This window comes from Alkalicella caledoniensis, from assembly GCF_014467015.1.
Taxonomy (GTDB): Bacteria; Bacillota; Proteinivoracia; order Proteinivoracales; family Proteinivoracaceae; genus Alkalicella; species Alkalicella caledoniensis.
Map to the genome: position 1 here is coordinate 368135 of NZ_CP058559.1, position 13166 is coordinate 381300.

General features: G+C 36.7%; 13 protein-coding genes. All 13 read right to left on the reverse strand.

All coding sequences use genetic code 11. The annotated features are described in order from the left end of the window. Positions 1 to 322: 322 nt before the first annotated feature. On the reverse strand, positions 323 to 2242 hold the full coding sequence (locus HYG86_RS01885) for a peptidoglycan D,D-transpeptidase FtsI family protein (RefSeq protein WP_213167276.1): 1920 nt from the start codon (positions 2240 to 2242) through the stop codon (positions 323 to 325). 17 nt (positions 2243 to 2259) lie between these two features. Further along, positions 2260 to 2757 carry a rod shape-determining protein MreD gene (mreD, locus tag HYG86_RS01890; RefSeq protein ID WP_213167277.1) on the reverse strand — a complete coding sequence of 166 codons (498 nt, stop codon included), beginning with the start codon at positions 2755 to 2757 and terminating at the stop codon, positions 2260 to 2262. A gap of 1 nt (position 2758) precedes the next feature. Continuing rightward, entirely contained in the window at positions 2759 to 3616 is an 858-nt protein-coding gene (mreC, locus tag HYG86_RS01895) for a rod shape-determining protein MreC (protein ID WP_213167278.1), read from the reverse strand. A 24-nt stretch (positions 3617 to 3640) separates the two neighbouring features. Then, a complete protein-coding gene (locus HYG86_RS01900; RefSeq protein ID WP_213167279.1) occupies positions 3641 to 4681 on the reverse strand; it encodes a rod shape-determining protein in 1041 nt (346 codons plus the stop codon). A gap of 108 nt (positions 4682 to 4789) precedes the next feature. Beyond that, positions 4790 to 5476 carry a RadC family protein gene (radC, locus tag HYG86_RS01905; protein ID WP_213167280.1) on the reverse strand — a complete coding sequence of 229 codons (687 nt, stop codon included), beginning with the start codon at positions 5474 to 5476 and terminating at the stop codon, positions 4790 to 4792. Positions 5477 to 5494: 18 nt separating this feature from the next. Continuing rightward, positions 5495 to 6070 (reverse strand): Maf family protein, encoded by a 576-nt coding sequence (locus HYG86_RS01910; protein ID WP_246451855.1) that lies wholly within the window; start codon positions 6068 to 6070, stop codon positions 5495 to 5497. 18 nt (positions 6071 to 6088) lie between these two features. After that, positions 6089 to 6331: a DUF4321 domain-containing protein gene (locus HYG86_RS01915; RefSeq protein ID WP_213167281.1), complete on the reverse strand. Its 243-nt coding sequence runs from the start codon at positions 6329 to 6331 to the stop codon at positions 6089 to 6091. A 43-nt stretch (positions 6332 to 6374) separates the two neighbouring features. After that, entirely contained in the window at positions 6375 to 6899 is a 525-nt protein-coding gene (locus tag HYG86_RS01920; protein ID WP_213167282.1) for a Gx transporter family protein, read from the reverse strand. Positions 6900 to 6909: 10 nt separating this feature from the next. Beyond that, positions 6910 to 7287, reverse strand: a complete 378-nt coding sequence (locus HYG86_RS01925; protein WP_213167283.1) for a NusG domain II-containing protein — start codon at positions 7285 to 7287, stop codon at positions 6910 to 6912. 22 nt (positions 7288 to 7309) lie between these two features. Then, a complete protein-coding gene (locus tag HYG86_RS01930) occupies positions 7310 to 8344 on the reverse strand; it encodes an FAD:protein FMN transferase (RefSeq protein WP_213167284.1) in 1035 nt (344 codons plus the stop codon). A gap of 21 nt (positions 8345 to 8365) precedes the next feature. Continuing rightward, positions 8366 to 9283 (reverse strand): MOSC domain-containing protein, encoded by a 918-nt coding sequence (locus HYG86_RS01935; RefSeq protein ID WP_246451857.1) that lies wholly within the window; start codon positions 9281 to 9283, stop codon positions 8366 to 8368. Positions 9284 to 9345: 62 nt separating this feature from the next. Beyond that, a complete protein-coding gene (locus HYG86_RS01940) occupies positions 9346 to 11646 on the reverse strand; it encodes a complex I subunit 5 family protein (protein WP_213167285.1) in 2301 nt (766 codons plus the stop codon). 2 nt (positions 11647 to 11648) lie between these two features. Next, positions 11649 to 13148 carry a complex I subunit 5 family protein gene (locus HYG86_RS01945; RefSeq protein WP_213167286.1) on the reverse strand — a complete coding sequence of 500 codons (1500 nt, stop codon included), beginning with the start codon at positions 13146 to 13148 and terminating at the stop codon, positions 11649 to 11651. Positions 13149 to 13166 lie beyond the last annotated feature (18 nt).

Consider the following 13166-nt stretch of genomic DNA (forward strand, 5'->3'; position numbering starts at 1 on the left):
ATGTAACAGTATAAGGACTAGCATTTTGACCCAGCATGATTACAGTATGAGAAGGTTACGGTGAGCTAAATAGAGGCCTTTATAGTTATGCTAACTGCTGTAAATTACATTACAGAATATTCTTAAGGGAATCATTACAAAACAGCCTCACACTATCTTTCACTAAAATGCCTGCACACTATATAAAAACTTAGTAATTAAGACCCACTTATATAGCTATTGCTGCAAGATGGTGTGGTTTTATTTGTGTAGATGGTGTCCGAAGGTTTTAAACCAGCAGCTTAAAAAAACACCCCTAGCATTTGTGCTAAGGGTGTATATTCTAGTTGTCTTCAGTGTCTTCTTCTGTGTCTTCAACTTCTTCTTGTTCATCTTCTAAGTCGGCTTCTTTTGTTGCATTTAAACCAAAGTATTCGTTAAAGATACTTCTTGCTATATGGTGTGTATGGGAGTTCATACCACCGTGTTCTGTAAATACAACCACCGCTATTTCAGGTTCGTTTGCAGGGGCAAAGCCCATCCACCATGAGTGAGCATCACCGGTTTGAGCATTAGCAGAGCCTGTTTTTGCAGCCACTTCTATTGGGAAATCGTGAAATGCAGCTGCACTTGTACCGTTAACTCTGCTCCCGTATTTTGTAACAGATTTCATGGCATCAATAACAGTATTATAAGTTTGCTCAGAAACAACATCATAAGGTATGCTGCGGTATATCTCTGGCTCAAACTCTTCGATAATGTTACCATCTAGGTCAACAACTTGTTTTACTAGCCTTGGTCTAAAGTGGTAGCCTTTGTTAGCAACCATTGAAACTAAGTTAGCCATATGCATGGGAGATACAGCTATAGCAGAGTCCGCTCCTATGGTGTAGTGCAATACTGACTGAGATCCTGTTTCAAATACTTTACCTACTCTATTTTGTCCAGGGACATCTACAAAACCTGTATCCCCTGTCAGTCCAAAAAGATCTGTATAGCGCCTAATTATAGCTCTGTTTTCCCTCGGTCCACTATTACTTACGTTATCTGACATCCATCCAAAATAGGAGTTTAGTGAAACAGTTAAAGCTTCTCTAAGATTTACGCTACCCCAAACCCTATTGTTTGCATTATTAATCTTAACTCCACCTTCAATGCGAGATGTATATGAACCAGTATCATTGTATCTTTGGTTAGGTGTTATTACTCCCTCCTGTAAACCCATAATACTTGTCAGTACCTTTATGGTTGATCCAGGACCTGCGTTTACCCAAAGTGGTCTGAATATATCTCTACTTGTTTCAGGAGGTTTTCTATTGCCAAATCTTAAGTGTTTATTAAGCTGGTTATCTATTTCTGCCAATTCATTTGCTAAGGCACTTGTATACATATTAGCAACATCATAGCTTGGATAGCTAGCCATGGCAAGGATGTCACCAGTTCTAACATCTATTACAATGGCAGCACCATGCCTTCCTGGGGGGTGAAGTCCTCGGTTGATCTGGTTTAATTGATTGTTTTCTATACCTTCAGCTAAGGCTTTTTGTACATAGTTTTGAAACTCTGCATTGATAGTTAAAACTATGTTATTTCCTGGAATAGATTCTTGGATATCCATGAGCTCAATGGGTACACTCCTTACATTTACTGCCCAAAGTTCATGACCATCTTGTCCTTGTAAATAGTCATTCCAGGCAATTTCAAGGGAATTGTTCCTAGGAGTTCCGTCATTGTTCATACCTAAAACTAGCTGTGGAAATAAAGCTCCCTCGTCATAGTGTCTTACAGGTCTTTGTATTACTTCTATCATGGGATACTGCCAGCGTATCTCTTCTAGCTTTAGCATTTGCTCTCTGGTCATTCCCTGTTCTAATATTACTGTTTCTTGATATCTTCTATGTTGTTTAACTGTGTTGTATCTTCTTTGTTTTAAGCTAAGTGACTCGTCAGTCCTAGGCTCATCTTCCCACTGAAAGAATTCAGCTAAAAATTCAAAGGTTTCTTCCCAGTTATTACCAGGCCTGATTTGCAAGCCAACTTCATACCTATATTCATTTCTTGCAATTATATTACCTGCGGAATCTAAAATAAGCCCACGTGGTGCTGGGTTAATAACCTTTCTTTCTGTATTTCTCCTTGCAAGGGCTGCGTGATGCTCACCTTGGATAACCTGTAAAAAAGCAAGACGAAGTATAAGGATTGTGATAATAAGAACACTGGCAAACATAACCCCATTAATTCTAGTGCCTTTTGGTTGAGCCATATACTCCCCTCCTATTTTTATATATCGTAAAAATTAGTGTTCTTAAAGAATTTGGCCAAAGGCTTGTACATAATAAGCATAATAATGAGGTTATATATTAGAAATGGCGCTAGCCTATTTTGCATGTACCAGAAAATAGAGTATTCAGTATAACCGGAGAATGAAAGCATCATGTACATGATAACTTCATGGGTAAATACAGAGAAAAATAGAATCATAGCACCGTAGTATATATTCTCATTAAATAATTTTTTACCATAATCTATAATCAAATAGCAAATTAGTAGCTTAGCTGCAATGGAGCTTCCTATGGCTGGGTAAAATAAAACATCTTGTAAAAGGCCCGCCCAAATAGCTAAAAGGTACGTTTGTGGTTTGTTTTGCCTTAAAGACAAAAGTACCAGAAATACTAGTGCTAAGTCTGGTACTACTCCATCTATGGGAATTAAGTTTATTAAACTGCCCTGGGCTGATACAAAGATTAATATTAAAAGAGCTGATAAAATTCCACCCATTTTAATCCTCTCCCTCAAAGGCATCTTGTTCAGACTCTACTATTTCATAGTGAGTCACTATAAATACTTCTTCTAGCCTTTCAAAATCAACACTGGGTCTTACTAAGGCTGTTATCTCCATATCAGATCCTTCTACTCTTACCACTTCACCAATGACAAGACCCTTTGGGAAGTTACCTGTAAGGTCTGATGACATTATTGTGTCACCTACACGCAGGTCAGCATTGTGGGCTAATCTTGTTATTTCTAGAAATCCCGGATTTTCTGCACTTATTTTTACAAGGCCAATATCCCTTGTCCTTTGAACAAAGGAAGTTATACCACTATCTGGGCTTATTATGAGTTTTACTTTAGAAGAATTTAAGGATACTTCTATTACTCTACCCACTAGGCCAGCATGTGTAACAACTGGCATACCCAACTTAACATCATGGTTCGTTCCTTTTGCTATTGTCATAGTAGAATACCATGTGGAAGGACTTCTTCCAATTACCATTGCAGGCAACAAATCAAACTCAGTACTTTCCTTGAAATCCAAAAGATTTGTTAGTCTTCTATTTGCCAAACGAGCTTCATTAAGTTGATGCTCAATTCCCTTGTAATATTCTAATTCTTCCTTTAAAAACTTGTTCTCTTCATACACATTCCTAAATTCAGTCAAAGACATATATGTGTCTCTAATGTAGTTTGTTGAAGAGGTAAAAGCCTTTTGAAAGGGAAGAACCAATTGATGAATTGCATTTTCCATAAAAGAAACTTTTTCTCTGTCATTGGTTGTCCAACTCATAACCATACTAAGTGCAATAAAAATAATAACCAAATTAAGAATCTTCCTATAGCGTGGTTGTAATTTAAGCAACTGTTTCTCCCCCTCCCTAAAGTATTACTTCACAGACTTAGTTGCCAGGGCCACTCTGTTTAACAAATCTAAGTTGTCTAATACTTTTCCAGCTCCTATCACTACACAATCCAATGGGTTTTCTGCAACAACCACAGGCATGCCAGTTTCTTCCCCTATCAGTCTGTCAAGACCATTAAGTAGCGCTCCACCGCCAGTCATAACAATACCACGGTCCATAATGTCAGCAGCTAGTTCTGGAGGAGTTTTTTCCAGGGTTATTTTAATGGCTTCAATTATGGCATTTATGGGCTCTTTCATAGCATTATTAATTTCTTTAGCTGAAACCTCTTGAACCTTTGGAAGTCCTGTTACTAAGTCACGACCTTTAATTTCAAACACATTGTCTTCGTCCTCTGGAAAGGCTGATCCAATTGCCATCTTTATATCTTCTGCAGTTCTATCACCAATCATCAGATTATAATTTCTTTTTATATAATGGACTATTGATTCATCCATTTCGTCTCCACCTATTCTGATGGATCTACGGGTTACAATACCACCTAATGAAATTATTGCCACATCTGTAGTACCACCACCGATATCGACTACCATACTACCTGTAGGCTCTTCAACTGGAAGACCTGCTCCAATAGCTGCAGCCATTGGCTCCTCCATTATGTGTGCTTCCCTAGCACCAGCTTGAATGGTAGCTTCCCTTACAGCTCTTTCTTCTACAGCTGTAACACCTGAAGGCACACATACTACTACCCTTGGTTTTCTTTTAAAAATGTTCCTTTTATATGCTTGACCAATGAAATGTCTTAACATTTCTTGGGTAACGTCAAAGTCAGCTATAACTCCGTCTTTCATAGGTCTAATGGCTACTATATTTCCTGGTGTTCTACCAATCATTTTTTTTGCAGCAGAACCTACAGCAAGTACCCTTTCTTTGTCTCTACCTTTTTGAATAGCCACAACAGACGGTTCTCTCACCACTATACCTTTGTTTTTAACATATACGTTTGTATTTGCAGTTCCTAAATCAATTCCTATGTCCCTTGAAAAATAATCAGCAATCCTCATTTTTGTATCTCCTTTCAAATCTTAGATCATCTATATATTGTACTACTTTTTTTATGTTTTTAAAAAGGAATTATTAGTTAAATTTTTTTATTTATAGCGTCACCTTCTTTAGTCATTTATTAAACCCTGCTCCTTTAAACTTATATATTCCCCTTCTCCAACAATAATGTGGTCTAACACTCTAATACCAATTAACTTACCTGCTTCCATAAGACGATTTGTTAGATTTATATCTTCAGAGCTTGGGGTTGGGTCACCACTTGGATGATTATGTACCAAAATCATTTTGGCAGCACTTTGTCTAATAGCTTTATTAAAAACTTCCCTTGGGAAGATACTTGCGATGTTTAGACCACCACGGGATATCTCTTCAAAGGAAATGATTGTATTCTTAGTTGTGAGAAGAACTGTATAAAACAACTCTTGTTTTGTAAATTGTAGTTTTTCAATCATTATTTCAACAATATCTTCGGGCCCAGTTATGGTCTCTTTTATCTTTTTACTAACTGTTTTATTTTCTAAGCGTGATGCAATCTCGAAAACTGCTCTGATTTCAGATGCTTTAGCATCACCTATGCCCTTAATACTTTTTAGATCATATACTTGCATCTGAGCCAAACCAGTTAATCCATAAGTACTTATCAACTCTTGAGCCAGTTGCAATACTGTTTTATCTTTGCTTCCTGTTCTTAATAGTATTGCCAAAAGTTCTGAATCTGATAAAGGTTCACTACCGAATTGAAGCATTTTTTCCCTAGGTTTTTCACTGCTAGGTAAATCCTTAAACCTATACATTTTGATCCCCTCCCTTATTTAAACCCCTAACTTGAACAGATCATGATGTCTTAACAAGTTAGCAGTTCTAGAAAGAGGTAATCCCACAACATTAAAGTAACAACCTTCAATTTTCTCAACAAAAATTCCCCCTGGGCCTTGTATTCCATATCCTCCTGCCTTGTCAAAGGGATCTTTAGTATTTATATACCAGTTAATTTCAGTTTCAGTTAAATTTTTAAAGTATACTTTTGTCATTTCTGAAAAGCTGTCTAGTAGAAGGCCATCCTTTGTAAGTGAAACACCTGTGATAACACTATGTGCTTTCCCTGATAGAAGTTTAAGCATTTCTTTGCTCTCCCCAAAGTCCTTAGGCTTACCTAACGATATACCATCTACTTCAACAACTGTATCTGCAGATAGTACATAAGCACCATAGTTGTTATTCGAAACAGCTCTGCCTTTTAAGGTGGCCAGTATTTCAGCCAGTGCAATAGGAGAAGGGGAATCTAATACCCCTTCCTCATCAAAATCACTGGGGATAACACTGTAGTTAATTCCTAATATATCAAGTATCTCCTGTCTTCTTGGAGATTTAGAGGCAAGAATTAACATATATATCACTCCATAGCTTTAGATAAATTTTTTATAAAATATAATAGATAAAAATATTCCTATAACACTTGCTAGGTTTAACGATATTTGAAATCCTAAGTTTAAGATTAGTACTGACAAATCCAGTGTAGTAGGTGACAAACCTACTGTTTTTGTAGTTTGTAGTATATCTAGGTTTATTAGACTACCTATAACATTACCTAGTAGTGCTCCAATTACTATAAATATTATCAAAATCCAAGGACTTATACTATTCCTCATCTCTCCCACACACCTTTTCCACTTTTATTATTCCACATATTTCTTATATTTCCTGCACTTTTAATATTTTTGATAATTTTTTTATCAAATAATTAGTTGTCACACCTACAAAAATACCTGTGGGTATGGCAAAAAACAGCATATAGGGTAGGTAACTGTAAAAATAAAAGCTATTTAGAAAGATACTTGTCACAAAAAGTTGAGTAGCATTGTGCACTATTGCCCCAACTATACTAATCCCTATATTAGATGTTTTGCCTTTCAGAAAACGAACCATAAGACCCATAACCAACGTACTAGTTATTGCCCCGGAAAAGCTTAGAAAAAACACAGCTGTACCAAATGTCCCTGTTATCAAGCTAGCCAATATGGCCCTAGTAATTGCAATGGTAAATCCATCAACAAAGCCGAATAAATTTAATCCAACAAGGCTAAAAATATTAGCCAATCCTAGCTTTGCCCCGGCCACTGGAAGGACAGGGAAAATTTTCTCAAATATATTAATTATTGTTGCCATGGCTATTAGTAATGCTATATGCACTAGTTTAAATGTTTTTTGTCTCCTCATATTCCCCACCCTAACGTGTATTTATGTCTAAATCTTCATTTCCTCCAACAATTCTAAATACCACTCTGTTTGGCAAACAAGCATTGTTTAGGGCAGGCCTGTCCATCATCCCAAAGTTTATACAGATTTTATCAGGACAATCGGATTCTAACACCCTGGCTCCCCTTTGGAAGAATTGAACCATGGTTTCCCCCGCTGGTCCTTGATATACTTCAATTAGATCTCTGTCAGCTTCAACTAAAGGTTTTCTATCTATTTCAACACCGTTTACTTCAACTACAATCATAGCACCATCTTCCGGTCCACCTGAATTGAAGTAATAAATTGAGCCTCCAACCAATGCTAGTATTAGTACTACAACTACTATAACAATATCACCTTTTTTCAATTTCATCTACTCCTTTTGCAACCTACTGAGTAAGGGTAACTATATTCTCCATTCCCTCTGTCATAGCAATTTCTCCGTCAATTGCTATGATAAATACTTCTACACCAAAGAGTTTAGCAAGGTTTATACTCTCCTCAGCAGGGAACATGAAAAGTGATGTGGAAAGTATATCTGCAATTGTAGCGTTTTGAGCTAGCACTGTAACTGATTGAGCATATTTTGCTGATGTTCCCGTATGTGGATCTATTATATGGTGAATCCTTTCACCTTCTTCTGTAAGAAAAAAACGTTCATAATCACCTGACGTTACGATAGATTTCCCTTCCACCGGAACTATAGCAATATTCCCTTGTCCCCTTGGGTTGTCAACTCCAATTCTCCATGGAGATCCATCGGCTTTAGGCCCAAGGAATCTAATGTCGCCTCCACCATTTACATACCCATATTCTAGTTGAAAGTCTTTTAAAATGTCTACAGCTTTATCTATAATATAGCCTTTAGCTATACCACCTAAGTCAATTTCCATTCCTACGTGCTTCAAAAAAACTGTTGAATTCTCTTTATCTAAAAGGACATTTTTATAGTTCACCAATTTCTTTGCTTCTTCAATGTCTTCTTGTGGTGGTTTTTCTTTTGTTTTATCTCCTTCACGCCAATTGTAAACTTTAAGTAAAGGAGCAATTGTTATATCAAATTTCCCTTTTGTTACTTCTGAATAATACAAGCTTTTTTCTATCACTTCAAATGTTTCAAGGCTTACTTTTACAGGTTCTATTCCTGCATTATTGTTTATCAAGGTTACTTCACTAGCTTCTATGGTAGCACTTAGCATGTTTTCCAGTCTATCCATTTCTTTTGTTGCTGCATTTATTGCTTCATTTGCTTTTTGTTCATCCTTTGTTTGAATTACAAAATTTAAAATGGTATCCATAGGGAAAATTGTCCGTCTAATTTGTGTGTACTCATCTTCCACAGGATTTTTATCATTTAAAAATTTGCAGGCCGTAAGTGTAGTAGTCAGTATTAGCAACAAACATAACAAAGTATATTTTCTCATGATAATAATCCTCAACTTTCTTTATTTTCTACCACAGTCCTTTGCTTTACCCTTTAGGGTATCTAGACCATGTACTAAAAATTTTGAAATCACTTCAAGTGATTCTTCTACTGCCTTTTCGCTTCCAGGTAGGTTTATTATTAGTGAGTCTTTAGCAACTCCTGCCATACCTCTAGTTAAATATGCTCTATCAGTTATTTTGCCAGTATGATATCTCACTGCCTCCATGATTCCAGGAACTTGTTTTTCAATTAATGGCAGAGTTGCTTCTGGTGTAACATCTCTTTTTGAAAGACCAGTACCTCCAGTTGTTACAATTAAATCATGGCCTGAATTGATCCAATCCTTTAAAACATTTTGAATATCTTCTATATCGTCTGGCACAGTAGTTGTTTCCACAGTGCAGATTCCCAGTTCAGCTAAAAGAACTTGTATTTTTGGTCCTGCAGTGTCAATCCTTTCACCTTTTGAACCTTTATCACTAACAGTCATCACCGCAGCAGTCAGGCCATCTAGTATTTCAATAGAATCCCCTGACTTTATTGTACCACCTCTAAGTACATAAGCAAATATACCTTCTTTGGGCATCACACAGTCCCCCGCTTGATGGTAGATAGCACAACGGGTATGACATTCTTTACCTATTTGACTTACGGATAATAGAACATCTTCCCCTAATTTTAAAAGGGTTCCTATGGGTAATTTATTAAGCTCTAATCCTTCTGTTGAGATATTTTCGGCAAAACTACCAAAGCTAACATCTAGGCCCATAGCTTTCATTTTATTTATACTTTCTTCTGCTAGCAAACTAACTTGGCGGTGCCATTTGCCACCGTGGGCATCACCTTCTATTCCAAAACCTTCTACTAAGACAGCTTCTTGAACTGGAGTTTTTTTCATACCTTTTTTTTCGCTTATAGCCACCGATACAACTCTCACTATGTAGCCCCCTTTAATATAAGTTTGAGATGGCCATGGGCCATCTCAATTATTATATCATATTATAGAATACCTTTGCTAAAAAATACTAGAATTAGTAACACAATAGTGAAAAGGGTAGCAACTATAAGTGCATCAAAGTTAATATTTCTAAGATTCCACTCTGGACTTACAGCCATTTTTTCCCAGAAACTTTTTTCTTTTGAAATCTTCACACACCTTTTATCTGGGGCAAAGGGGCAGTGACCTTTTTTACAATCAATTTTTGCATCAGTTAAGTTTGCTGTGTTCCCCTCATGTTTTACCATAAGGTCGAACATCCTAACGGCCTTAAGTTCACCTTTTTCCTTTAATTGAGCTACTTTATCGTGTACCGAGGCCAAACTATCTAGAGAATCATTATAAGTGCTTTCAGCTTTATCAATGCCTTGGCAGAGCTTATCATTAGCTGTGCCTGCAGACTCATAGATCTTATTTACTGTTTCTTCAAAGTGCTCAAGGCCCTGGCACATAGATGTAGTTATACTTCCTGCATTGGTATATGCCTTATCAATGGATTTTTCAACATCACCAATGTGTTTAAACACATCCATGGAAACTTGACCAGTACCATGATACATCTTATTGACAGTGCGGTCTAAGACCACAGAAGGCCCTAAGCACAAGAACATAAAGCCTTTTGCTAAAGGATTAAAGATCAAGTATTCAACACTCATCCACTTAGGAAATTGGATTCTGTATAAATTGAACTTCTCAACTATTGTGAAAATAACTGCTGCCAATGCAAAAGTTATAACAATAGCCATAAGATCTACTCTATTCCATGCAGTAAACTTTTCAACATAGCCCACTGAGTAATCGTTATAACCAAGGGTTGAAATGGCCGGAATAACTACCCCTTTTAATGGTGCATCTGGGAAAAACCCTATAAATATCATTATTGCCCCAAATACTGTCAAAACCATTTTCATTAGTAGAGGTGTGTCAGGAAGGTCTTTATATTTCTCAGGCAATTCACCTAGGAAAAGACCCTTAAATAACTTGGCGAAATAACATACTGTTAAGGCACTAGTTAGTGTAAAAACCCTTTCAGCCCATATTAAGCTTACTAGATGATTGTATTTATAGGCATCAGTAACTGCATGATGCAAAAGGGATTTACTTGGGTATGCATTAAATCCTGGTACCCCAGTTATACCAAGTGCAGATATAATGAAAATCAACATCAAAAACTTGTATTTTTTACTTAAACCTCTAATTTTGTTAATGTCTAACTCATGTGTATGAATATATATGGCACCTACAACTAAGAATAATGCACCTTTAAATAAAGCGTGATTAATAATGTGGTATATGGCCCCTGACATTGCCATGGCACCGTATGAACCAAGGTAAGTGGCAGAACCAATTCCCATTATAATATACCCTATTTGACTTACACTGGAATAGGCTAGTATTTTTTTGGAACTTGTCTGAAACAGAGCAAGAAATGCTCCAATAAACATGGTAATCAGTCCAGCCCAAATTATCCAGTATCCGAAGGAGCTTATGAATTTGCTGTATAACTCAGTATTATCCGATACATAACCAAAGGCAGATGCAAAAACTCGAATAAGCCCATAGGCACCAGTCTTAATCATAATCCCTGAAAGCAGTGCACTTGCAGGGGAGGGAGCTATGGGGTGTGCTTTAGGAAGCCAGATGTGAAGGGGTGCCATACCTGCTTTTAATCCAAATCCAATTGTGAAAAGAACAAGTATGGAAAGTAGCAGTACAGGTTTTCCTTCAAATGCTAATAACACGGATTCAAAGCCCATGGTTCCAGTTTGGTTGTAATACAAAATTATAGCAAGCAATAAAGCTAATCCACCAATTACACCTAAAAACAGGTATAGATTACCAGCCCTCATTGCATCTGGGTCTTCTTCATGGATTACTAGAACATAAGAACAAAAAGTCATTAGCTCGAAAAACAAAAACAGTGTAAAAAAGTCACCTGCTGCCACAACACCTAGTACACCTGTATATGTTATTAATAAAAATATAAAAAACCTAGTTTGAGCGTGCTCAAAAGACATATATACTGTTCCATATATAGTGGCAAGCATCCATACTGTGGTAAATAGAACTAGAAACAATATACTTAGATAGTCAATACGAAAACTAAGTCCAATTACTAAGAAATTTTCAAGTCTAAGTTCAATAGCACCATCTCTAAGACCCGGTATTAACATAAGAGCTAAAATCCAAGTTGCTACCGTCGTAACAATGGCAACCATATTTCTTCTGTTAACATGATGTCTATTGGTAAATGTCAACAATGCGCCTACTAGTGGTAGTAATACTATTAGAATAGGTAGCATATTTATCCCCTTCCTAATAACATTTTAGCTGCCATTTCAGATAGCTCTAATGCGAAATTTGAAGGCAGTAATCCAAATACTATGGTAAAAAATGCTAAAACTAACATAGGAATCAACATATAAAGTGAAGCTTCTTTAAAAAGTGGGCTGTACTTTACTTCACTGTGCTCATGCTCACCTTCTTCTTTGCCAAAGAAAGCAGCTACAATTATTGGCAGATAATATACACCATTCATCAAGCTACTTATAATCAAAAGTAGCACGTAAACGGATTGCCCCGCATCTAAGGCCCCTATGGATAGGAATATCTTACTTACATATCCATTTAAGGGTGGTATCCCTATCATTGCTAGTGCAGCAAGGGTAAAGCAAAACATGGTTATGGGCATCTCCTTACCGATACCTTTTAATTCACTAATCTTTCTTTTCCCTGTTTTTAGTATTATTATTCCAGCTGCCATAAACAGTGTTGATTTCATGATTGCATGGGAAAATATGTGAAATATATCTCCTATTAGTGCATTTTCATTTAAAAGTGCGATTCCTAAAAGTATATACCCCATCTGACCAATGCTTGAATACGCAAGCCTACGTTTTAAGTCAGTTTGTGCTATGGCTACAGCTGACCCAAGGAAAATAGTTATTCCTGCAAGTACAAGTAATATGTGATGCCACCCTACCTTTGTGAGTAATTCAATTCCAAAGAATTGATATACCACCCTTAAAAGTCCGTAAGCACCTGTTTTAAGCATTATACCTGATAATAAGGCACTTGCTGGTGAAGGCGCTACTGGGTGAGCATCTGGTAACCACACGTGTAAAGGGAAAATACCCATTTTCATGCCAAAACCAATTAGATATGCGATAAATGCTGTAAATACAAGTCCACTTGCTCCTTCAAAAAAGGCGCTATTATGAAAACTTACTGTTCCTAATAGCTCGTAGGTTATTACAATTCCAAAAAAAAGTGCAAGCCCACCTACCAGTGTTAGCATAAGGTATTTATAACCTGCTTGCATTGCAGCAGGTGTTTCTTCATGTACCACTAGAACATAAGATGCTAAAGACATAAGCTCAAAAAATAAGAATAGACTGAATAAGTCTCCTGTTAGAACTACCCCTATACAACCACCTAATGATAGTAGTAAAAATGGGTAATATCTATTGCAGGCATGTTCATGGCACATGTATTCTTTAGAGTATATTACACATAAAAGCCATATAAATGATGAAATTAATGCTAATGTAAATCCTAGGACATCGACCCTAAATGACATACCAAAGGGCGGAAAAATCCTTGGAAATTCAATAAAAATAACTTCTCCAGCTTTAATGGTTGGGTACATTGCTGCAACAAGGCCAAAAGTTAATGCGGCCACAACTATAGCAAACCAATCGCGAATTTTAGCAGATTTTTGTTCTATGAAATACAAAGGTATTGTTGCCATAAGTGGCAGTAATACTGCCCATACAGGCAAGTAATTAATTATCTGCTCTTTCATATCATTCACCTCTTTATA

What these genes read in the sequence shown, in the direction of transcription:
- HYG86_RS01885 (WP_213167276.1), bottom strand. Translation starts at nt 2,242, where the DNA reads ATGGCTCAACCAAAAGGCACTAGAATTAATGGGGTTATGTTTGCCAGT.
- mreD (WP_213167277.1), bottom strand. Translation starts at nt 2,757, where the DNA reads ATGGGTGGAATTTTATCAGCTCTTTTAATATTAATCTTTGTATCAGCC.
- HYG86_RS01900 (WP_213167279.1), bottom strand. Translation starts at nt 4,681, where the DNA reads ATGAGGATTGCTGATTATTTTTCAAGGGACATAGGAATTGATTTAGGA.
- radC (WP_213167280.1), bottom strand. Translation starts at nt 5,476, where the DNA reads ATGTATAGGTTTAAGGATTTACCTAGCAGTGAAAAACCTAGGGAAAAA.
- HYG86_RS01910 (WP_246451855.1), bottom strand. Translation starts at nt 6,070, where the DNA reads ATGTTAATTCTTGCCTCTAAATCTCCAAGAAGACAGGAGATACTTGAT.
- HYG86_RS01915 (WP_213167281.1), bottom strand. Translation starts at nt 6,331, where the DNA reads ATGAGGAATAGTATAAGTCCTTGGATTTTGATAATATTTATAGTAATT.
- HYG86_RS01920 (WP_213167282.1), bottom strand. Translation starts at nt 6,899, where the DNA reads ATGAGGAGACAAAAAACATTTAAACTAGTGCATATAGCATTACTAATA.
- HYG86_RS01930 (WP_213167284.1), bottom strand. Translation starts at nt 8,344, where the DNA reads ATGAGAAAATATACTTTGTTATGTTTGTTGCTAATACTGACTACTACA.
- HYG86_RS01940 (WP_213167285.1), bottom strand. Translation starts at nt 11,646, where the DNA reads ATGCTACCTATTCTAATAGTATTACTACCACTAGTAGGCGCATTGTTG.
- HYG86_RS01945 (WP_213167286.1), bottom strand. Translation starts at nt 13,148, where the DNA reads ATGAAAGAGCAGATAATTAATTACTTGCCTGTATGGGCAGTATTACTG.